Consider the following 24,597-nt stretch of genomic DNA (forward strand, 5'->3'; position numbering starts at 1 on the left):
TTATGAACTTACAAGTAAGGACTCCGCTTTTATATCTTTATTTGATCCTATCACTGTAATTTCTTTTCCATCACCTATAATGCTGTTCTTTCTAACAACTACATTACTGCCTATTAATGCTTTATTAATTATTACATTATCTCCTATTTTACTGTATGGCATTATAACTGAATCTATTATTCTTGAATTTTTCCCTATGATACTTCCTGAAGATATGATAGAATTTTTCACCTCTCCATATATTTCACATCCATTTACTGCAATGGATGATTTAATACTAGCCTTTGGTCCAATATACTGTGCTGGTTCCACATGGTTTACGGAATATATTCTCCAGTTTAGATCCCCTAAATCAAGTTCATTATCCTCTTTTAAAAGATCCATATTTGCTTCCCATAGACTTTGTATGGTACCTACATCCTTCCAGTATCCCCTAAAAGGATAAGCATACATTTTCACTCCACTATTTAGCATACTAGGTATAATGTTTTTTCCAAAATCATTAGAAGAATTTTTATCACTTTGATCCGCCTTTAAAAATCCTTTTAGTAATGTCCATTTAAATATATAAACACCCATAGACGCCTTCGTACTTTTAGCTTTCATTGGTTTCTCCTGGAATTCATATATTTCCATATCAGACTCGGTATTTACTATTCCAAATCTATAAGTTTCTTCTATGGGGACTTCAATAACTGCAATGGTTACATCAGCTTTTTTTTCTTTATGAAATTTAAGCATATTAGCATAGTTCATTTTATAAATATGATCTCCTGAAAGGATAATAACATATTCTGGATTATAATTATCCACAAAAGATATATTCTGATATATAGCATCTGCTGTTCCTTTATACCAGTTACCACCACTTTCTTCCTGATAAGGGGGCAATACATATACTCCTCCATCTCTTCTATCTAAATCCCAGGGGGTACCTATCCCTATATGAGAATTTAATTCTAATGGTTTATACTGTGTTAATACCCCTACTGTATAAATTCCTGAATTAGAACAATTACTTAAAACAAAATCTATTATTCTGTATTTTCCTCCGAATGGCACCGCAGGCTTTGCTAATTTTTTAGTCAATATACCAAGCCTTGACCCTTGTCCCCCTGCTAGTATCATTGATATCATTTCTTTTCTATCCATAACATCATTCTCCATTCTTAATTAAAAGTAATTTTGTACCTTATAACTCCATCTGGTTGGATAAAATTTTTATTTCTAATGCTGATATCTCTTGGTCTATTTCATCAGCTATTATGTGAAAAGATTTATGCTCATTTCTATTTATTACAATTAAAATATTTTCCTTATTAATTGTTCTCTTATAACACAATACATCTTTATCTATACGATAAAATTCTATGCCTCCTTTTTTTAATGAATCATATCTATTTCTAAGTGCTGTAATATATCTATAAAAATCCAGTATCACTTTATTCTCGTTTCCCCATGGGTAGGTCTTTCTGTTTAAAGGGTCTTTCCCTCCTAAAACTCCTGCTTCATCGCCATAGTATATAAGCGGAACCCCAGGCATAGTCATTTGAATTGTAACAGCCATTTTAAAAAATTGTATTTTATTTTCTCCTTTTTTGTCTAATACAGTAAGAATTCTTTCAGTATCATGAGTTCCAAGTATATTTAAATTGGAATAAAATATTTCCGGTGGATAGTTCTCATATAGACTTAAAATTCTTCTTTCAAATGTATATGAATCTATATCCTCTGTTAAAAATTCTATTACAGCATTTCTAAAAGGATAATTAGTTACAGAATCGAGTTCTCTGCCTAAAACATATCTTCTTCTATTTGAGTAACTAGTTTTATTTGATGCATCTTCCCAAACTTCACCTATAAGTATAGATTCATTATTAATACTCTTTATTTTATTTCGTATTTTTTCTATAAAATCATCAGGAAGCTCGTCTGCTACATCAAGTCTCCAGCCGTATGCACCAAGTTTCATCCACTCTTCCAATACTGAATTTTTCCCCTCTATAATAAAATTTACATAGTCGGGATTCATTTCATTTATAGAGGGCATACTGTCTATCCCCCACCAACTGTCATATTTATCTGGATGTTCTATAAATGTATACCAATTATAATATGGAGAATCTTTGGATTGATATGCACCTAGTGAGTCATAATTTTCATACTTATTAAAATAAACACTATCATCTCCAGTATGGTTAAATACTCCATCTAAAATAATTTTTATATCTAATTTATCTGCCTCTTCGCATAGTTTTTTAAATATTTTTTCATCTCCATACATGCTGTCTATAGATTTATAATCCCCCGTATCATATTTATGATTACTTACAGATTCAAATATAGGATTAAGATATATTGCACTAATCCCTAAACTCTTTATATAACAGAGTTTTTCAATTACCCCTTTTAAATTCCCCCCAAAAAAGTCCCATCTTATTACTTTACCCTGATTATTCCTTATATACATGGGTTCATCCTGCCAATTTCCGTATATAAAACTATTATGTTTGGGATTAGTTATTTCTCCACTGCTATTGCCATTTTTAAATCTATCCACAAATATTTGGTATATTATACCTTCCTTGAACCATTTTGGCACACTTAAAGGCTCATATACAGTTATCTGATAAGGTATAGGCATACTGTTATATATCTGTCCTTCCCCACCTAACCCGTCAGAATTGTTTCCGTAGTGGACATACCCTCCATCCTCGGTTTTTATTCTAAAAAAATAATTGATAAGTCCTACATAATCTTTATCTAAATATATATAATGGTAATATACATATTTATTATAATTTTCAATTCTAACACTCATTTTTACTATTTTTTCTGTATAATCAAAATAGATGATATTTAAATATATTTCCAAGAATCTATCTGTAACTGCACAAATATATACTTTTTTCCCTTTAGGCACTGCACCAAATGGATTTCTATAATAAATATCTCTTGAATCGTGTCTTATATGAAAATTCATGCTTTACCCCTTTTCACCCAGACTTTACTTTTCTAAACTCCTTTATTTAAAGTGCCTTTACTCTAAATTCTTATATAGGCATTTAGAACCCCATATACCTGTAGCATATTCTTTTATAGTTCTGTCACTGGAAAATATTCCAGAATGGGCCATATTTATGGCACACATTTTTTGCCACTTTGACTTATCCTTATACAATTCATCTACTTTTTTCTGGGCTTCCAAATAAGAATAAAAATCTTTTATTACAAAAAATTCGTCATTATAAGTAACTAAATTATCGTATATACTCTTAAATCTATTTTTGTCTTTAGAATATGTGCCGTCTATTAAAGAATCAATAACTCTCTTTAATCTTATATCACCAGATATAATCTGCTGCGAGTTATATCCACCATTTTTATAATAATTCAATACTTCATTTTCTGTAATCCCAAATATCACTATATTATCATTTCCAACCTCATCTCTTATTTCCACATTGGCGCCATCTAAAGTAGCTATTGTAACTGCTCCATTCATCATAAACTTCATATTGCTGGTACCTGATGCCTCCTTGGTTGTGGTGGAAATTTGTTCACTTAAATCCGCTGCCGGTATTATAGCTTCTGCAAGAGACACCCTGTAATTTTCCATAAATACAACTTTAATTTTTTTATTTACTCTATCATCTCTATTTATTTTATCAGCCAATACATTTATTAATGTAATTATATCTTTTGCCATATAATATCCAGGTGCTGACTTACCTGCAAATATAAATGTCCTTGGTATTATATCTAAACTTGGATTTTCCACAAGTTCATCATATAAATCCATTATTCTAAGACAATTCAAGGTCTGTCTTTTATAGGCGTGAATTCTTTTTATTTGGACATCAAACATAGAGTTTATATCTACTTCTATTCCATTAGTTCTATATATAAGATCTGCTAATTTCCTTTTATTTTCAAACTTTATTTTTTCAAGCTGAGCTTGTACATTTTTATCTTCTGCAAACTTTTCAAAATTTATCATGTCTGTGGGGTGAACTATAAAACTGTCTCCTATTGTGCTTTTTAAAAGAAGTGCTAATTTAGGATTTGAACTTATAAGCCACCTTCTATGACTTATACCATTGGTTTTATTGTTGAATCTATTTGGATAATAATAATAAAAATCTGCCATATTCTGTTTCTTGAGTATTTCAGTATGGAGCTTTGCCACACCATTTACACTGTGACTTCCAACTACAGCAAGATGGGCCATATTTATATAGCCATCATTTATTATGGACATTCTTTTTATTTTATCCCACTGATTGTAATATTTATTTTGTAGTTCTTTACAAAATCTCTTGTCTATTTCCTCTATTATCATAAATATCCGGGGCAGTAAAGTTTTAAACATATCTACAGGCCACCTCTCAAGTGCCTCTGCCATTATAGTATGATTGGTATATGATATAATATTATTAGTCATTCTCCATGCATTATCCCAGCCAATGTCTTCCTCATCTATAAATATTCTCATAAGTTCTGGTATAGCCAGAGTTGGGTGGGTATCATTTATGTGTATTGCTATTTTTTCATCTAATTCATTTATATTGACTTGTGAACTTTTAAAATGATATATAATACTTTGAATACCCGCAGATACAAAAAAGTACTGTTGTTTCAATCTTAAAAGTTTGCCTTCATAAAAACTATCATCAGGATATAATATTTTGGATATAGCCTCCACAGAGTCCTTATATTCCATGGCTTTTCTGAAATCTCCCCTATTAAATAATGAAAAATCAAACTCATTGGACAGAGGCTCTGCGCTCCACAGTCTTAATGTATTTACTACATTGTTTTTATATCCTACTATTGGTATATCGTAAGGTACTGCCAGGACCTCTTCATAGTTTATATGATTAAACCTTAAATATCCATCTATATAATCTACTTTTACTTCTCCTCCAAATTTGACTACTCTTGCCTTGTCGGATTTTTTTATCTCCCATACATTACCATTCTTAAGCCAATTATCCGGTACTTCCACCTGGGAATCATTTATAATCTTCTGGTTGAAAAAACCATATTTATATCTTATTCCACACCCATGCCCTGGTATACTTAAGGATGCCATAGAATCCAAAAAACAAGCAGCCAGTCTTCCAAGTCCTCCATTTCCAAGTCCCTGATCCTCTTCAAGCTCTTCCAATTTATTTAAATTTATTCCCATTCCATCTAATGCCTCTTTACATATGTTCCTTATTCCTAAATTTAATAGAGTATTTCCAAGGAGTCTTCCAAGTAAAAACTCCATAGAAAAATAATACACTTGCTTTTTGCCATTTTGGTTATATTTTTTATTGGTATCTATCCACATTTTAGCTACATAATCTCTTACAAGATTTCCTAGAGCCTCATACTTGTTATAATCAGTTCCCTCCTCAATATCCTTGCCATGGATAGCTATAAACTTTTCTCTATAGTCCTTTTTAAAAGTTTCCTTATTTATATGCAGCATAGAATTCCCCCTAGCTAAACTAATTTAGAGATATTTACAACAGACTTTCATACAATGATTTATAAAGCTTTGCAGAATTATCCCAACTATTATTACTCTCCATAGCATGAGTTACTATATTATTCCATATATCCTTTTCCTCGAAATAATCCACTGCATCATTTATAATACGTAAAAGATCATCCCCATCAAAATTTGCAAAACTAAATCCATTGCCTTCCCCTGTATATTTGTTATAAGGAATGATTGTATCTTTAAGACCTCCTGTTTCTCTAACTATAGGAATAGTCCCATATCTAAGGGCTATTAATTGGCCTAACCCACAAGGTTCAAATAGAGAGGGCATTAAAAACATATCTGATGCAGCATAAATTTTATGTGCCAATACATCATCAAAATATATATTTGTGGATACATTTTTTGGATACTTTGAACTAAGATACCTGAAATATTCCTCATATTCATTATATCCTGTTCCAAGCACTATAAGCTGAACATGTTTTGACACAAGCCTTTCTCCTATAGTTTTTATAATGTCCATTCCTTTTTGAGGTGTAAATCTTGATATTATAGCCAAGACAGGTACATTTTCATTTATGTCCAGATTAAGATCATTTTGAATTTTTAATTTATTTATCATTTTATTTCTTAAATTATTTTTATTATAGTTTCTAAATATCATATTATCTTTTTCAGGGTTATAAATATCATAATCTATTCCATTTACTATCCCCCAAAGATCACTGCTTCTGCTTCTCAGAAGACCATCAAGATTTTCTCCATATTCTGGACTCTGTATTTCAAAAGCGTAGGAACGGCTTACTGTAGATATCTTATCACTATAATTTATACCGCTCTTCATAAAACTTACAGCTCCGTTTAATTCTACACTTCCATTTTTATACAGACTCCCGTCAAGGTTAAATAATTCTCCTAAAATATTTCTATCAAAGTTTCCTTGAAAGAGAAGATTATGTATACTGAATACAAATTTAACTCCTCTATAGAAACTACTCTGTTTATATTGAATTTTATATAATACAGGAATCATTCCCGTATGCCAATCATTACAATGTATTATGTCTGGTTTATAGTTAATTTGCCATAACATGTCAAGCACAGCTCTATTGAAAAAGGCAAATCTTTCACCATCGTCATAATAACCATATAATTCATCCCTGAAAAAATAATATTCATTGTCTATCAGGTAATAAATCACCCCCATATATTCACATTGAAATATTCCACAGTATTTATTCCTCCAGCCTACGGGTACATAAAAATACTTAATAAAATTGAATTTACTTGCTAAATGGGATTTTATTGCACTGTATCTTGGTATAACTACTCTTACATCAACCCCTATTTTTTTTAAATATCGGGGGAGTGTGCCTATTACATCTGCAAGTCCTCCTGTTTTAACAAAGGGATGCGATTCAGAAGCAGCAAATAGCACTTTCATATAAATTCCTCCTTAATTTAATTTTTATCAAGTTTTTATTTTTTTCAATGGTTATTATTTTTGTTCTTTTAATGACATTTTATTTTTACTTTCATCTTTGGAACTTATAATCAACTTTTGTTCTGCAATATCAGGATATATTTTTTTGGGTTTTAATATAATAGCGGCCATAGGAGGTATTTTAACAGTTAGACAAAATTTTTGATTATGGTATTCTCCATTTTTAGAATACACTATGTCATTAACTACTCCTCCAGACCCTCCAAATTCTTTTTCATCTGTATTAAATACCTCCTGGTATTCTCCAAAATATGGGACTCCTATATTGTAATTAGAATAAACTTCTGATTTAAAATTACAGATTATTATTAAAATATTATTCTCCTGGCTGGACTTTCTCATAAACACTAATATACTTTGATTTGAATTGTCTGCATCTATCCATTCAAATCCCTTTTCAATATGGTCAAGTTCCCATAATGGCTTTTCACTTATATAAAATTTATTTATTTTTTCAAAGAAATCTAGAGTTTTCTTATGCATAGGAAACTTGTCTATAAGCTCCCAATCCAATTGACCTGAACTCCTCCATTCTGAAAACTGTGCAAACTCCGTTCCCATAAATATATGTTTTTTACCAGGATGAGTATACATGTAGGTAATAAACACTCTAAGCCCTGCAAATTTATCAAAATAATCTCCCCACATTTTATCTACAAGAGAGCATTTACCATGGACCACTTCGTCATGAGATATAGGAAGAATAAAATTTTCAGAATAATTATACATAATGGAAAAAGTAAGTAATCTATGATTGTATGTTCTCTCTTCAGGACTCATTTTAATATATTTTAATACATCATTCATCCAACCCATGTTCCATTTAAAATTAAATCCTAATCCTCCACAATATGAAGGTGCTGTGACCATTGGCCATGCAGTAGATTCTTCTGCAATCATAATTAAATTTGGAAACTCCTTAAAAAGTGCAGTATTTAATTCCCTATAAAATTTAACGGCACTTAAATTTTCATTTCCGCCATATTCATTAGCTGTCCATTGGCCCGGGCCTCTATCATAATCTAGATAAAGTGTATTTGCAACGGCATCCACCCTAAGTCCATCTATGTGAAATTCTCTTAACCAAAACAAGGCATTTGATATTAAAAAACTTTTAATTTCCGGTTTCCCCAAATCAAAATTTCCCGCTCCCCAAGATTTATTTTCAGATTGCTTTTCATCTTCATATTCATAAGTTGGTGTGCCATCAAACTTATATAATCCATGTTCATCTTTACAAAAGTGGCCTGGCACCCAATCCAATATCACCCCAATATCTTCTATATGGCACATATTTATAAAGTATTTAAAGTCCTCGATGCTGCCATACCTGCTGGTTACAGAATAATATCCCGTAATTTGATATCCCCAGGAGTCATCTAATGGATGTTCCATTAGAGGAAGTATTTCCACATAATTGTAATTCATAGTCTTTAAATATTTTACAAGTTGTTTTGCTATATCTCTATAATTTAAAAAGTTGCCGTTTTCATCCTTTTTCCACGAACCAAGATGTACTTCATATATATTTATAGGACTTTTATATACATTTTGTGTTTTCCTTTTCGATATCCATTTACTATCTTCCCACTTGAAAGTTTTCTTTCCAATTATTTTAGATGCATTCTTCGGTCGTTTTTCAGAATATCTAGCATAAGGATCTGATTTCAGAACAGATTTGCCACTTTTATCTATAATTTCATATTTGTATATAGATTCCTTTTTTACCCCTATAATGAAGCCGCTCCACAAATCTTTTCCCCATATTCTTTCCAAGTTATCCCCATCTCTAGGATTCCAATTATTAAAATCTCCTAGTACTCTTACCGCAGCAGCCTTAGGTGCCCATACAGTGAACCTAGTTCCAAATTTACCTCTTTCTTTGGTAAAATGTGATCCCATAAATTTATAACTATTATAACTTTCTCCTTTGTAGAAAAGATTTATATCCTTATTAGGCACTCTTAATATCACCTCCCACATATAATCAGTATTTGTACAAAAGTAAAATTTATGTTCTTAATCTCATAACAATATATGATTTTCAAGGTTCGCTTAACAACCTTCCATTTAATTGCAAATAGCTGGCTAATTATGTTCTTTTTCAAAATTTTCAACTTTCTAATATATTATAATTATTTCTACACTCCTCCTATATTTACCTTCTAAATAAATAATTATCTAAAATTTATTCACTCCATATAAAAAATGCTCCCTTTAGATAAACAGTTCTGTTATTTTAACTGTCTGCTCCAAAGAAAGCATAGATAATAGTAGAGGTTAACTCTTCCTCAATATTATAAAGAACTTTTTAATTCAAACATCTATTTTTCATATATAATCTATATATTACTTCTTCAAATAATGAAAATACTCCTGTAGTAATCAAGTAAATTCCTATAGTTATTGGTGCCTTAAATGTTATTAACATGCTTATAATACTTGTAACAACAATATTTATCTTCTGTACCTGTACTTCTTTAACTATTTTTAAAAATGGTATATATGATATAAAATTTGGACTTAAAGAAACTAAAGTATAAATAATTGGAATAACAAAATAATTATCTGGCATCTTCATATTTACTATCCAAGGAACAATAACGGTTCCAAGCTGTGCCGGCATTTTATTGAAAACAATAAACAATGAAGATATTACAGGTAACTGCAGTAAAGTAACAAGACATCCAAACATGTTTTTAGTATTTTGCTTATAATATTTTTCCATTTCCCTTTGAAGCTCATCTTTATTATGTTTATATTTTATTCTAAGCTCTTCCATCTTTTTAGATAAAACCTGCTGTTGATGAATGCTTTTCCTCTGTTTCAGGGACATTGGCAGCAAAATAGTCCTCACTAGCATAGTAAGTAAAATTATACTTATACCATAATCTCCTGTTATACTAAATAAATAACCTAATACAGTATTTAGTACATTTAAAATAATGTTCATATAAATCCTCTCCTTATTCAATATTTAGATTTACTTTAAACATCATTTTATTTAAAATATACACAATACCACCATATTCTATATTTTTCATAGACCAAATAGTCTTTGGGATACAATTTTTTCATATACTGCAGTATTTGTATCAAAATACATTTTCCATATTCATCATAAAAATAACTTACAGTTTTTCTATAGATGGTGCTAACATAGAGCAGTATACTTAAAGCACACAAAAAAATTATGATAATTTGCATTATTAATAGAGTATCTATTTTCATTTAACTACCTCTTAACACAGATCCCTTCATTATTTGCATATCGTATGGAATACCATCATTTTAACACAAGTACATTTTCATTTACAGATTATTTTATCAAAATTTTTCAACTTGACATGTATAGTCTATAATGATAGACTAAAAATACAATCAGTCTATTATTATAGACCCACAAGGAGAGATAATATGAAACAACTAAAACTCTGTGAAAGTGAATATCATCTTGCAAGTATTGTCTGGGAAAATGAACCTCTTGGCTCTGGAGAACTTGTAAAGCTTTGTCAAAAAGTTCTAGGATGGAAAAAATCCACCACATATACCGTTTTAAAAAAATTATGCCAGAGGGAAATATTAAAAAATGAGAATACAACAGTAACTTCCCTCATAAAACGAGAACAAGTGCAGAAATTTAAAAGTGAGGAATTTATAAACAGCACCTTCAATGGCTCCCTACCTAAATTTATAACAGCATTTATGAATAATAAAAAATTAAGCACAAAAGAAGCGGAAGAACTTAAAAATCTTATTGATAGCTATAAGGAGAAATAAAAATGAACCTTTTCTTACAAAATTTATTTATTGATATATTAAATATGAGCCTTACGGCAAGCTATGTGATTTTATTTGTTTTAGCTTGCAGACTGCTTTTAAAAAAAGCTCCTAAAATTTTTTCCTATAGCTTATGGGCCGTTGTATTATTTAGACTTATATGTCCTTTTTCTTTCTCCTCTGCCTTCAGCTTTTTAAAAATACCTAGCTCATACTCAAACAAAATTGAATACATACCCTCCAGTGTAAAACTAATATCACAACCTGAAGTCAACACTGGAATAAATGATGCTAACTCATCTATAAATACTTCACTGCTAAGTTTAACAACTCACGCTGGTAATAACTCCATATATGGTATTTTATCTACAATTTGGGTCTTAGGATTCATTTCACTGATAGTTTACAGCATCCTATCCTATTTAATCTTAAAACATAAAGTTTGTACTTCTATAATTGTAAAAGATAATATTTTTCAGTGTGAAAATATCTCTTCTCCCTTTGTACTAGGATTTACAAGGCCTAAAATTTATCTTCCCATAGGACTTAAAAAAACAGAACAGAATTACATTTTAAAGCATGAGCAAATCCATATAAAACGATTTGATTACCTCATAAAACCCACTGCATTTTTGGCTTTATGCCTTCACTGGTTCAATCCTCTTGTATGGATTAGTTTTATGCTTATGAGCAAGGATATGGAAATGTCCTGTGATGAAAGAGTATTAAAAGAATTTGGAACACAAATAAAAAAGGACTACAGTACCTCTTTATTATCTCTTTCAGTAAACAAAAATACCATAAGAGGAAACCCTCTAGCCTTTGGGGAAAACAATACAAAGACAAGAATTAAAAACATACTTAATTATAAAAGACCCGTTTTTTTGGTAATAGCAGCCTCTATAATAGCTGTTATATTTATTGCCATTGGACTTATTACTAACCCTTCAGGCTCCTTAAAATCAGAGAAAAATAACCTTACAGAAAAAATATACAAATATAGAACTCCCTATGTAGGGGATAACAGCAAGGTACTTAATACAATAAATTCTCTTCCTGTACCAGAAACCCTACACCATGCAAAGATACAGCTTTTTACGGATAAAGAACCCTATGGAATTCAAATAACTTATGAAACCACCAATGATGTTAAAGAATCCTTCCTAAGAAAAGAAAATCAACTGATTTTTGATGAAAATGCCGCCATAATATTTTCTCTGGTAGGTAATACCGACTACATTGATTTTGTGCTAAAAACAGAAGGTCAATTTGATAGAACAATTAAAATAACCAGATCCTGGTTAAACAATACTCTGGGCAAAGATTTATGGCAAAGTTCCATTAGCTTTCAAGGGTTTAATACACTCTATAAAGAAATTATGACTAAATTTATAACTACTTATTCCCTTCCCATATTACTTGAAGAGGGTAAAAAAACTAATACTGAAAGCGTAAATGATGTACCTTTAGCAGCTGATTACGATAAGATAAAAAATAATAATGAAACCTATTATATCTACGAAAAGAATGGAAAATATTATGTAGAGAAACCCTATGAGTTTATCCATGAAATCACAAAAGAAACCTACGAAAAGCTTCACACACTGATTGTATCTGAAAATTACTATGAAAATATAAAAAATCAACTATCATTGGATTCAAAAAAATATTTTTTGCAAAATACCATTGACAACTCCTGTATTCTAGACGGGGAAGGCTTAATAAACAAAGGTAGTGAATTGGCAAACAAATTTATATCTGACACTGAGAAAGGGAAAAAATCCTCCATCAAGATTATTCACCAAATGCCAGATAGTTATTCGAAAGAGATTCTCGATATAACGGAGGTAATCTATGACGGAGAAAACTATTATGGGGTTAAATATATTCCAGCAGCTTATTATTCAGGAACTCCTGGTTTTTATTATAAATTCAGATTTAAATATATTAAAACCTTTGATATATCAACATATAAATTTGTGTTTTTGTTAGAAGATAACAAAGTAACCTATGATGATATATATAAAACAGGACTATCTAGAGACCCTAAAGACTGGGTAGACTATCATCGTCTCTATGCTGTTGAAAAATAAACCTGAATTATTTCTCCCCATATTTTACATTTTATAAATATCAATTTCAATTAAGATCTTAAAAGGCTTCCTTCACTTTTAAATCTTTAATTTTACTATTAAAATGAATATAAAGTATGCATCCTATTATGCAGGTAATTATTTCTGTAACAGTCATGGACCATATAACTCCATGCAGACCAAATAAATTATGGAGTACTATTATAACCGGAATATAAAGAATACCCTGTGTAACGGACATAATAGTAGTTGGTATCCCCTGGCCTGAAGCCTGGAAAATGCCTGTAAACAGTCCAGTAAATCCATTAAATAGGGCAGATATGAACATAGCTGTCATAATATATGTTCCAATACTAATCACTGAAGAATCATTGGAAAACAACTGGATAATTGGCATTCTAAAAATATACACCACCCCGATAAAAACTATGGACAATACAGCAATACATAAAGCCGATTGTCTTATTCCACTTTTTAATCTTTCAAAGTTCCTATTGGAGAAATTATATGCAATGAAGGGTATAATTCCAAGGTATAACCCCATTGAAAGAAATTCTGGAATCTGTACAATCCTTAGAGCTATACCAAACCCAGCCACTACATTATCTCCATACATAATTGAAAAATTATTTAAAAGAAGGGTTGTGATAATAAGAAATACAGTCATCAATAATTCAGAAACCCCAATTTTATATATTTTCATTTTATCTTGAAAAGAGATTTTGAAACAACGGATAAATCCTTTTAAATGTTCACTTTTTATCTCCAAATAATAAATATAATAAATGGATGACCCTAAATTGGCCAAAATCATTGCAAGTGCCGCACCTACAACATTCATATTCAGTACTAGTATGAATAAGGGATCAAAAATAAAATTTAGTATTGTACTTATAAACATGCCATACATGGATTCCTTCGAAGCCCCTTCAGCTCGTACTATTTGCTGCAAAGCAAAATTTAATACAGTAGTAAATCCACCAAAAAACATAGTTAAAGAGTAACTTTTTGTGTAAAAAACAGTAGAAGCATCTGCCCCTAAAATTTTAACAAGGGGATCAATTATAAACAAGGCAATAATGGCAATTAAAATTGATGCTATTATACTGATGTAGAAAATATATCCAGCTATATATTTTGCTTTTTCCATTTCCTTTTTTGCTACGAGTCTGGTAACAAATGTTCCCCCTCCTACTCCAAACATATTTCCAAAAGCCATTAATATAGTAAAAATCGGCAGTGCCAAGGTAACAGCTGTAAGCATTTCCGTATCATGCATTAATCCGATAAAAAAAGCATTGATTACATTATATATTGTACCCACAGACATTCCAATCATCATAGGAATTGATAAATGTGCAATTGACTTTAAAATCGGAGCACTTTCCAGGTAATACTGATTCGTTAAATTATTTTCCATTCTTTACACCCCTTTATCCAAAATATTATTAGACTTGATATTATTATATATCTAATAATTAATATTCTAACTATATAAGTATAAACTACTATAGATTTTATAGAAATTATAAATTTTTGTTTACTTTTATCAGTAAAGATAAAAAACATTCTTTTTCATCATCGGTCAAATTTTCAGTAATACTTTTTTCAACTTGAAAAAATATCCTGTTAAATTCTTCTATTAACTCTGCACCTTTTTCAAGTACATAGATATTTTTCTGCCTTTCATCATCTTTAGGAATACTCCTTTGAATATACCCTTTTCTCTCCAATCCCTGAAGCATACTGGTAATACTTGCCCCTCTGCGCTGAAAAACATCTGCCAGGTCCTTTTGAATTATCCCCTCATCCTGATGCTCATATATATAACTTATCATACGCCCCTGCTGGGAGTTTAACCCCAACTTGTTTATATTTTCATCAGATTTAAATTTTATTTTTAAAGCAATACTTCTTATCAAATCCGAATAAGGACTTTCAAATGAAAATTTAGGCTTATTCATACTCATACCTCCTACAGCTTACCTAATTAGAACTCTAACTATATTAAATTATATTAGTTAGAGTTCTAATTGTCAATGATTATCTTACTGTATTATTTAATTCCTTTACTATAGATTTGTTACTTATTCTCTTAGCTAGTGGTAAAGTTAAAATTAAGCTAGAAAGTATCATTCCTACAATTATGTACAATATCATATTCCAAGGTATACTAACAGTTTCACCCATACCCAATACTATAGAATATAACATTATAGTTCCACTAGCAGTACCTAAAAAAGCTCCTACTAAACTATATAGCAGACCCTGTGATAAAACAATTTTAAACAATTGCAAAGGTGTAATACTAATTGCTCTTAATATGGCATATTCTCTACGTTGTGCCTGAATGTGTGAGTTTAAAGTAACAACTATTCCAGAAACTCCTATAAGCAGAGTTACAATAATAGCTATAATTAATAAGGAAAATCTTTGTTTAAGCATCTGATTTGAGTCTGCCAATGCTTCCTGAAGGGTTGACCACTTTATTTCATTGTTTTTTGTTTTTAAATCATTTAATCCTTTTAACACATCTTCTTTATTTGCCTTATCTATTTGGATCAATACCCTATCCAGAATTGTATTATTATCTTGTAAATATTTATTTCTCCAGTCTACAATACAATGATTTGAAATCATACTGCCTGGAAGTGCGTGTACAATAGCAGCAACTTTTATATTTACTGTTTCTCCTTTATAAGTTTCTTTCTGGTTTACAGGAATATCCTTAGGAATAACTTTTATCTCATCTCCTACTTTCAAGTTGAATTTTTTTGCATAATCCTCTTGAAATACTGCTATACTTCTTTTATCCCCTTCAACCTTTGGCAGAAAACCATTTTTAGCTAACTCATCAATATCTCCTATAATATAATTGAATCTATCACCTTTGCTCAATTTAACATTACTATTCATAGATATAATCTCTCTAGAAGTAGAATAACTCAAAGGAATAGCTTCTTTGACACCTTTGATTTTTTCAATTTCTTTTTTAAAATTATATTTTAGTTTAGAATTGAGACCATATCTACTTGTAAGTACAATATCTGATACATATTCTCTTTGTATAACTTTATTTGAATTAATCTTTATAGATTCTAAAATACTTACTCCTGTAATTGCAATAGTTATTGCTCCTGCTAATGAAAGCACAACCATTGTATTTTGTTTCATTTGTGGAATTATATTTTTTACCGCTATAAATCCTATTCGCCCACCAAAAAAGTTCCAAATAGGTGACAAAAATTCAAATATAGGCTTTATAAAATAAGTAAATCCCCAAAATACACCAATGATAATAATTATGCCTCCCAAAGGTGCAATTAATCCTGAATTCCTACCTTTAGCATTAATGAGAAAAGCATCAATAACAAATAAAACACCTATAGATATACTAATTAATGCCATCCATTTACGTACATTACTCTTTTTATATTCTACCTGTTCATTCTCCCTCATGGCTTGTATAGGTAGAATTTTCGTTGAATTAATTGCAGGAAAAATTAGAAATGCCATAATTAAAAAATCGCTTAAAATACAAATTTCTACTGCATACTTCCACCTAAATGTAAAGTTAGTAATATGTAAACCAAATAAACTTGAAAATAAATTAGATAAAAATGTAGTGCATAAATAGGATAAGCCCAAACCCAAAATGCTTCCAGATAAAACTATAAAGACAGCCTGAATCAAAATCAGTTTAAAACTCTGCTGAGAGTTTCCACCAACAGATCTCATTACTGCAAGTTCATGTTTATACTCATATATAAATAGTCTAAAATTACTAAATATAAACAATACACTTATGATTATGGATAAAACTCCTAATGCACATCCCATAACTTTTATATTTTGAATATTTGTCTGTACTTCTTCCATTTCAATAACATCAACCCGTAAATTTTTGCTAATTGTTTTTAAACTTTCTTCTGTTTTTAGCTTATCGGTTCCATTTTTAAGCTTTAATAATATAAATGTACTCTTATTTTTAAGTCCACACCATTTTTGTAAGAAATTTATATTAAGCACAGCAGTGTCATCAACTGCTGCACCTTTAATGTCTGGGATCACTTCAACTATTTTACATATTTTAGGGTCTACATTAGGCAATTCAACTTTTACTTTATCAAATACCTTTACATTAAGTGTAGATGCTAAGCCTTTATTAATAATAACTTCATTTTCTCCTATATCCTTATTGTTTTTATATCTGCTTTTAGCAAGGAAACTATTATCTACCCCAACTGTATAAACTCCTGGTGAATGTCTTGATTCATCATTAACATTACAAATACTAAGTTGGGGTTCCATCAGCACCTCTGAAGTACTTTCTACACCAGCTGTACTTTTAATTTTATCTACTTCATCTTGCAGCAAATAATTATGAGTAAATGTTTTTACCCCCACCATCAAATCCATATTTCCATAATGATACTTAATTTCCTGTTTATAGGATTTTTCCATATTGTCAACAAGTGAAAATATAGTTACTACCAATCCTACACTCAATATTACGCTTAAAACAGAAAGTATGATCCTTACTTTATTTGTTATAATAAATTTTTTTGCTAATCCCCAAAAGCTAGTAATCATTTTATTCACCTCTAATCAATGATTGAAATTTATTAATAATCATTGTTATATTATCATTAATAGATATATCCTGTTGATTTCTATATTCATTAACAATTTCTCCGTCATTAAAAAATAATACTCTGTCACCATAGGCTGCAACTTTTGGATCATGAGTAACCAAAACAATAGATTGATTTAGCTTATTTTTCATATTAACAATTAATTGAAGTATTTCCTCTGAAGTTTGTGAATCTAAATTTCCTGTAGGCTCGTCTGCAAGTAATATAGCTGGCGATGTTATTAAAGCTCTAGCAACGGCTACTCTTTGCTGTTGCCCACCTGAAAGTTCTACAGATCTATGATTATGCCATTTAGACAATCCTACTAATTCTAGTATTTCAGCTGTACGCTCCTTAATTTTTAAGGGCTTTTCATTTTTTAATATCAATGGCAGTGCAACATTTTCTTCAACCGTTAAGGCTTTTAAAAGATTATAGGACTGAAATACAAACCCTATTTTTTCTCTTCGATATTCAGTAGCATAGGGCTCTTTATGATAATCTCTAACTTCCTTTCCATTCATAAAGATTTTTCCGCCAGTAGGAGAATCTAAACCTCCCAATATATTTAATAAGGTTGTTTTACCAGAGCCACTTCTTCCCATTACAACAATAAATTCTCCTTTATCTAGTTCAAAGCTAACATTTTTCAAAGCATTTATCTCATTTTTTCCAATGTAATATTTTTTTTCAATAGAATTGATTTTTAATAGAAGATTCTTCGTTATCATTAAAATCACCTTGTATAATAAATATGTAGTAAAAATTCATTACACTTTTCCTTTCTTAAAGGTTTTTACTATATCCACCTTTTCGAGGGATTATACAAAAATACCCGTAATAGTTTTAGAACTAAAATTTAGCTATAAATCAGCAGCTATGGCCTAATTGGAATATAATTACGTATATTGTTAGAATGACTTTTTATTCCATATTGAACCAATCAACACCCGTTTTTAGAATTCACATTAATTTATAGATTAATTATTCTATCACATTGAGCTGATAATTTTTTATCATGTGTCACAATTACAATTGTTTTTCCATTTTTATTTAAACTTCTTAAAAGTTCTAAAACAACTTTAGCATTTCCTTCATCAAGTGACCCAGTTGGTTCATCCGCCAATACTATTTTACTAGGTTTAAGCATTGTTCTGGCAATAGATACCCTTTGTTGTTCTCCACCACTTAATTCATAAATTTTTCTTTTTCCGTGTCCCTCTAATCCTACATCTACTAAAGCATTTTTTATTCTTTCTTCCTTCTCATTTTTTGAAATTTTAATATACTTTAATGCTAAATTTAAATTGTAATTTACTGTGTCTTCATCAACTAAAGCAAAGTTTTGAAACAAATAACTTATTTTTTCTCTTATCACTTTCATCGCTTTAGTACTGTTAATCTTTATATTTTCTTCTTCATCTATCAGAAGATTACCACTATCTATATTTTCAAGCAAACCTATTATATTTAATAATGTAGATTTCCCTTTTCCACTATCTCCAGTAATGGCAACAAACTCCCCTTTACTTATAGATAAAGATAAATCTACTAATACTTTTTTATTTCCATAACTTTTATTAATATCTTGTAATTTTATTATATCCATGGTTAATTAGCTCCCTTTTATTACACTAATAATTTTTCTTTTATTTACAAACTTTATTGTTATCATAGTTATTAATAAGTCTATAGCCATAAAAAATATTGTTAAAATAAATTGTAATTTTATATGTAAATCTGCCATACAAAGTTTTATTATAAATGCTGTAGACCAAGTTATTAAGAATAATATAAACAATTCCTGATACTTGCTTCTAGCCGTATATCCATGAAATTGTCTTATTGCTAGTTGCTTTTTATATTGTTCAAAAAAACAATATATGTTTTGAATTATAGTTATTAACATTACTATAATTAAGACAACTAATCCACATATAATAAATATTAATAAATTATATACCTCTTTACTTTCAAATGCTTTTCCCTCATCTGCTCGTACAAAACTATAAACATATTGATATAGTTCAAATTTTTTAAATTTGTCCTCAAGAAATTTTTGCGGATCTGGTGCAGAATCAACATTAATTTTTATAGGAGTTCCAGTTTCGCCTATAATTCGTTGAAAATCCCATGTTACACCATTTTTCTCTGTCATAACTCTAATTATTGGATCTGTAACCATATTTCCATCAATAGGATTTACATCGAATCTATATGAAAATAATTTCTGATTTGATTTAGTGTATATAATTTTAATTTCTTGCTTGTCTGTCATAGATCCTTTTCCATAGCCTTTCTTTCTGTGTTTAGCACTATCTATAATCTTACTTTCAAATTCTTTAAATTTATCAGGAACTAGTAGTATAAAATCACTTTCTGTTTCTGAAATAGATATCGGATTGTTATGTACATCATAAAGTATATTCTTTTTCAAATAATTAGGATTTACTGTAACATACATTTTTTCATAAGCAGGTTTTATACTTTCTGCTCCATGTAGAATTGGGGAATAGCCAAGAAAGTCTGCCCAAATAGCACCTTCTTTATTTATATTATAATATAGCGGTACTTGCATATTATTTAACTTTGGTTCATCATTTATAATACCATTTGTAGCCCTTATACTCGGTATTACATAATATTTTTTTGTTTCTGCCCATTTCTTATAGTTATTGTTAAATACAGATTTGATCCTGTCATAATTTTGAAGTCCTTGATTCATTAAACTAAAGAGTAATAGAATTGTTACTACTTTTATAAACGAATTAAAAACTATAATTTCTTTTACAGGTAATTTGTTTTTAAGCATATGTATAATTTTAATATTATATATATATATAAACGGTAGTGATGAAATAACAAAAAATATTACTACTAATTCTATATTATTAATCAAAATAATTTTAAGAAAGTTTATGAAATAAGAATTATATTCCCTAAATAGATATAAGCTCATAATCAAATCCGCTGCTATTATTGCTATACATTGAATAAGTAATAGATTCGATATTGCTTCTAGCCAAATATCCTTTTTTGAATAACCTAAAAGCATTTGAACACCAAATTTTTTATATGACTTTAAAATGCTATATAAAATTAATACACCTATTATAAAATATAATACTGGTATAATCCATTTATTATAGTGATAACTAATAGTTAAATTGTTTTTAGATTCTACCACTATTTCATCAGTTTTTAATGATTCTTTTAAATCTTGTATAAACAAATCTATTCTATCCTTAGGAGCTAATTGTACTGTGCAATTACCTATAATTAAAAATTGATTAGTATCAATCATACTTTTCAAGGTGTTAATTTGAAAATTAGTTTTCCCGTCAAAGGATCCTAACTTTCCTATTTGCTTACTGTTACCAGTATTTTTTGTAGACAAAAATTTATTTGATTCATTTTCACTCAAATCAAAAATACGTCCATTTGTAACAAGAAAATTGTTAAAGTAATCTAAATTGTTAAAGTATATGTATTTAATTATTTCATCATTATCTCCAACTCTAGAAAAATATATATTTGCATTATGTTTATTTAATACTGCTACTATTTTATTATATATATCAGTTTGGGATCCACTGCCTAGACTACTTGGAAGTAAAATTTCAAATGAATTATCTAAAGTTTGTTCTACTTTTTCCATATTGTTAGATTGTTTTAAGCTTTCATTTTTAAACAATATAAAAAAAGAAAACATTGAAATAATTATTAATAAAATTACAATTATTTTTTTCAATGTTTCCCCTCCATTCAATGTAAAAATAAATTCGGAAACTCTCGTTCCCTGATATATCTAAATTTCAGAGGGACGTCTTTTTATTTCCCCCCCAAAATTCACGTCAAATTTGAAAAATAATTTCCAATATTTTTACTACATTTTACAATATTGGTTGACATACACCTTGACATTGTTGGTAAAAAATGTTGATCGTTTTTTATGGTGCTTATTACCAAACAACTAACTTTGTGAGGTGTTTCTTAATGTTAGCTATCTGGCGTTCTCATGCTGAATATCAATTATTCCTTATCAACAATTTACTCTCACTTTATACTCAGAGTAAAACTTCTTTAAACTTTTATTCTGAAGCTTTATCTAAACTTTATATTCTTGACTTAGATGTTATAAAACCTTTGATTCAACCTTGTTTTTCTAACACTGGTAAGCCATCTAACCAACAACCGGAAATATTTCGTTCTTTTATTCTTATGTCTGAACTTGGATATTACAGCATTCCAAAATGGATTGCTTTTCTTAGGGCTACGCCTATTTTGTGTTATGCCATTGGTGTTTCACCTGACGATGTTCCTGGTGTTGGCAACCATTATGACTTTATTAGATGCAAGAATCAGTGTTTCCAAGTTTAATATTATTTCTGTGTTAGATGACATAAATTCAAAATCTGCTTAGTTTTTCTTAAGTTAATAATTTTTTTAAAATCTGCTTATGGTAGGTTAGCTTTGCTATACCCATTTTTTAAATTATCTTGTCTAAAACTTTATACTTATAGGTACATCATACTGAAACTACTTACAATTTTAAATATTTTTACATATCTTGGCATCGGTAATTAGTTTCCGAATCCACTTAGAAATGAATTTTGCGGTATTCCTACGTCACGCTTCAAAAATATTACCACTTGGGGTTCTACGTTCAAAGCCCCATATTTTTTGAAATTTGAATATATTGTAAAATTCTTATGTTATTTCTCAAAAACATTCCCGAAATAGGGTACTTTCGGGAATGTTTTAACTTATATTTTCTGAAAATACAGGTTTGAAAGGTCTTAATTATAAAAGATCTAACCATCATTTATGGGAAAGTTGATATAAAATCAATTATTTAAGCAATATTATGGTAAATTTACAATTTTAAATTAAAAATTACGGGGGTTAGGACTTACAACCCCTTATTGCAACCATTTATAGACAAGCCAAACATTATAAATATAATGTTTGGTTTGTCATGTGATAATATTTATGATAATATTATAGAGCTGGAAATTTTTTATCTTACGTCATAACTTCCAGAAGCTTCTACGGCTACACCAGTATATGATGCATTCTCAATTGTTAAGTTTACTGGAACACCAAGAGAATGTACTGTGGAACCTAAACTAGTATCATAATAATATACGTTATAGTATGGATCACCAACGCGATGTGTAGCTGCAGGAGTTAAATTCCGACTTAATGCACTGCAATATAACCATACATTAACATACTTATAAGTTCCACCCATAGATGTTACTCTATGTGAAAAATATGCATCATTTGTTGTTTTATACCTATCAGCTAATACTGCATTTCTTGAAAGTGATGGCAGTACAATCCCTGAGTAACTATATGCAAATGCAGTTACTGGAATTAATAATGTACATAAAATTGTAAGTATAAGTATAGCTTTTTTACTTTTCATTTCAAAATCCTCCTTGACATAAATTTAGCTCTATAATATTAATAACTAATTTTACAATTTTTGAGTACATACTTTCTTGATAGATATTCTTTTATTTGATCTTTATCGGTAAAAATGTAAAGAATATTCTTTACTTCTTTTAAAGTATAATTCTTATTCTCATATGCTAAAATGTAATTAGAATCAAAATTAGAATCAAAAACAGACAAATCATCTTTAAGTCTATAAGAATTATTTTCCATATAAAAGAACTTTTTTGGTAATTTCTCCAATATCACATAATATTCCTTGTTTGGTAATAAAATATTATTTGAATATATAGAGATATCTTGAATGTTAATATTATCAGTATAATAAGTATTTTTATCATAAATACTTATTTTTTTTGCATCTATATTTCCTTGTAAAACTTTAACTACTTTTGCATCTAAAGCAATTGATTTATTAGATTGTTTAAGTTCCTCTGAAGTTCTAATCTTAACTACTATATCATTTGTATCTATTTTCTTAACATCTAATTTATATTGAAAAGTAGGTATTATTCTTATATTATTGTTCAATTTAATTGAAGTATTTTGATTTGTATAATGTCTATTTAAAAATGAAATTAGTATCATAACAATAACAATTAATATTGAAGCAACTACAATTTTCCTATTAGTAATCATTAATATCACCACTTCTCTTTATTTCCCCATCAGAAATTAAAACGAACTTATCATATTTATCTTTTAAATCATGTTTTTCATTTGTAGCAACAATTATTATTTTATTTTTTCTTTTAAACTGATCTAATATATTAAATAGCATATCTCTTGAATCATCATCTAGTGCTATTGTTGGTTCATCCAATAATAAAATTTTAGGTTCCTCCATTATTGCTTGTCCAATAGCTAATCTTTGAATCATACCTAATGAATATTTTTTAACTTGTTGGTCTTTTGATTCTAACAAATTAATTTCTTTTAGTGTTTTTATAATATGTTCATCTGATATCTTTTTCCTGATTGACGCTAATAATTTTAAATTTTCATATCCAGTTAAATTTGGATAAAATTTTGTAGTTTCAATAATTAATCCTAAAGATTCATAGAATCTAAAATCTTTATGCATTTCTTTGTTATCTATGTATATACTTCCTTGGGATGGGATTATTAGTCCGCTTAATGCTTTTAACAACATTGTTTTTCCACTCCCATTAGGACCTATAATGGCATATTTATATCCTTCATAAAAATCATAGTTTATATTTTTTAGAACTTCTCTATTTCTAAATTTTTTATATAAATTTTTTATTTTTATATTCATATTACAAATCACCTTCTTACTTAAAGTATATCTGTTTTTTTTAAAATATTATTCATAAATATTAATAATAAGATCACAATAATTATGGATTTTATATAATATATTTCTTTTATACTGGTATAATTAAAGTTATTTATTAGTTCATAAAAAAAACTTAATATTTTACTTTGATAAATTTTACTTGAATTTGCAATAAAAATAAAAATACCAATAATAAAAAATATATAAACATTTTTTATATGAATTAATAATTGTAATACAATCAATATTAAAAACAAAATTAAAGCATTAATACAACTAGATACAAAAAAGTTAATACCATATTTAATATTAAATTGACTATTAAAAAA

General features: G+C 28.9%; 19 protein-coding genes. 3 read left to right on the forward strand and 16 right to left on the reverse strand.

The window, feature by feature from the left end; translation table 11 throughout:
• From BS101_RS19765 to BS101_RS19795, 7 genes are all read right to left on the reverse strand, one after another.
• Positions 1-1,152, reverse strand: coding sequence for a glucose-1-phosphate adenylyltransferase (locus BS101_RS19765; RefSeq protein WP_073540342.1), 1,152 nt, complete (start codon positions 1,150-1,152; stop codon positions 1-3).
• Positions 1,153-1,192: 40 nt separating this feature from the next.
• On the reverse strand, positions 1,193-2,983 hold the full coding sequence (locus tag BS101_RS19770) for a glycoside hydrolase family 13 protein (RefSeq protein WP_073540343.1): 1,791 nt from the start codon (positions 2,981-2,983) through the stop codon (positions 1,193-1,195).
• A 57-nt stretch (positions 2,984-3,040) separates the two neighbouring features.
• A complete protein-coding gene (locus BS101_RS19775; protein ID WP_073540344.1) occupies positions 3,041-5,479 on the reverse strand; it encodes a glycogen/starch/alpha-glucan phosphorylase in 2,439 nt (812 codons plus the stop codon).
• Between the two features lie 34 nt (positions 5,480-5,513).
• A complete protein-coding gene (gene glgA / locus BS101_RS19780) occupies positions 5,514-6,941 on the reverse strand; it encodes a glycogen synthase GlgA (protein WP_073540345.1) in 1,428 nt (475 codons plus the stop codon).
• 54 nt (positions 6,942-6,995) lie between these two features.
• Complete coding sequence (gene glgB, locus BS101_RS19785; protein WP_073540346.1) at positions 6,996-8,963, reverse strand: 1,4-alpha-glucan branching protein GlgB; 1,968 nt, start codon at positions 8,961-8,963, stop codon at positions 6,996-6,998.
• Positions 8,964-9,312: 349 nt separating this feature from the next.
• Complete coding sequence (locus tag BS101_RS19790; RefSeq protein WP_073540347.1) at positions 9,313-9,954, reverse strand: YidC/Oxa1 family membrane protein insertase; 642 nt, start codon at positions 9,952-9,954, stop codon at positions 9,313-9,315.
• 47 nt (positions 9,955-10,001) lie between these two features.
• Entirely contained in the window at positions 10,002-10,232 is a 231-nt protein-coding gene (locus BS101_RS19795) for a hypothetical protein (RefSeq protein ID WP_073540348.1), read from the reverse strand.
• 186 nt (positions 10,233-10,418) lie between these two features.
• On the opposite strand from BS101_RS19795, the gene BS101_RS19800 reads away from it, so the two are divergent.
• On the forward strand, positions 10,419-10,781 hold the full coding sequence (locus BS101_RS19800) for a BlaI/MecI/CopY family transcriptional regulator (protein ID WP_012103823.1): 363 nt from the start codon (positions 10,419-10,421) through the stop codon (positions 10,779-10,781).
• Between the two features lie 2 nt (positions 10,782-10,783).
• Positions 10,784-12,874: a DUF5301 domain-containing protein gene (locus tag BS101_RS19805; RefSeq protein WP_073540349.1), complete on the forward strand. Its 2,091-nt coding sequence runs from the start codon at positions 10,784-10,786 to the stop codon at positions 12,872-12,874.
• Between the two features lie 58 nt (positions 12,875-12,932).
• On the opposite strand, the gene BS101_RS19810 is transcribed toward BS101_RS19805, so the two are convergent.
• The 6 genes from BS101_RS19810 to BS101_RS19835 form a co-directional block, all read right to left on the reverse strand.
• Positions 12,933-14,294, reverse strand: coding sequence for an MATE family efflux transporter (locus BS101_RS19810; protein WP_073540350.1), 1,362 nt, complete (start codon positions 14,292-14,294; stop codon positions 12,933-12,935).
• A 106-nt stretch (positions 14,295-14,400) separates the two neighbouring features.
• Positions 14,401-14,838 carry a MarR family winged helix-turn-helix transcriptional regulator gene (locus BS101_RS19815; protein WP_073540351.1) on the reverse strand — a complete coding sequence of 146 codons (438 nt, stop codon included), beginning with the start codon at positions 14,836-14,838 and terminating at the stop codon, positions 14,401-14,403.
• A gap of 79 nt (positions 14,839-14,917) precedes the next feature.
• Complete coding sequence (locus BS101_RS19820) at positions 14,918-17,467, reverse strand: ABC transporter permease (protein ID WP_073540352.1); 2,550 nt, start codon at positions 17,465-17,467, stop codon at positions 14,918-14,920.
• Position 17,468: 1 nt separating this feature from the next.
• Positions 17,469-18,239, reverse strand: a complete 771-nt coding sequence (locus BS101_RS19825; RefSeq protein WP_073540353.1) for an ABC transporter ATP-binding protein — start codon at positions 18,237-18,239, stop codon at positions 17,469-17,471.
• Between the two features lie 242 nt (positions 18,240-18,481).
• Complete coding sequence (locus BS101_RS19830; RefSeq protein WP_198039525.1) at positions 18,482-19,117, reverse strand: putative bacteriocin export ABC transporter; 636 nt, start codon at positions 19,115-19,117, stop codon at positions 18,482-18,484.
• A 6-nt stretch (positions 19,118-19,123) separates the two neighbouring features.
• Entirely contained in the window at positions 19,124-21,259 is a 2,136-nt protein-coding gene (locus BS101_RS19835; RefSeq protein ID WP_073540354.1) for a DUF1430 domain-containing protein, read from the reverse strand.
• Between the two features lie 245 nt (positions 21,260-21,504).
• Between BS101_RS19835 and BS101_RS19840 the strand changes: the two genes are divergently transcribed.
• Complete coding sequence (locus tag BS101_RS19840; protein WP_073540355.1) at positions 21,505-21,888, forward strand: hypothetical protein; 384 nt, start codon at positions 21,505-21,507, stop codon at positions 21,886-21,888.
• 640 nt (positions 21,889-22,528) lie between these two features.
• Here BS101_RS19840 and BS101_RS19845 read toward each other — a convergent pair.
• Genes BS101_RS19845 through BS101_RS19855 form a run of 3 tightly spaced genes read right to left on the reverse strand, consistent with a single transcriptional unit; the run spans position 22,529 to position 24,247 of the window.
• Positions 22,529-22,939, reverse strand: a complete 411-nt coding sequence (locus BS101_RS19845) for a hypothetical protein (RefSeq protein ID WP_073540356.1) — start codon at positions 22,937-22,939, stop codon at positions 22,529-22,531.
• A gap of 38 nt (positions 22,940-22,977) precedes the next feature.
• A complete protein-coding gene (locus tag BS101_RS19850; protein ID WP_073540357.1) occupies positions 22,978-23,607 on the reverse strand; it encodes a hypothetical protein in 630 nt (209 codons plus the stop codon).
• The gene (locus BS101_RS19855) at positions 23,597-24,247 is read right to left on the reverse strand and encodes an ABC transporter ATP-binding protein (RefSeq protein ID WP_073540358.1); all 651 of its coding nucleotides are present in this window, start codon (positions 24,245-24,247) and stop codon (positions 23,597-23,599) included. The genes BS101_RS19850 and BS101_RS19855 overlap by 11 nt, the downstream gene beginning before the upstream one ends.
• Between the last annotated feature and the right edge of the window lie 350 nt (positions 24,248-24,597).

Origin of the sequence: Clostridium kluyveri (genome assembly GCF_001902295.1) — a bacterium.
Classification (GTDB): Bacteria; Bacillota; Clostridia; order Clostridiales; family Clostridiaceae; genus Clostridium_B; species Clostridium_B kluyveri_B.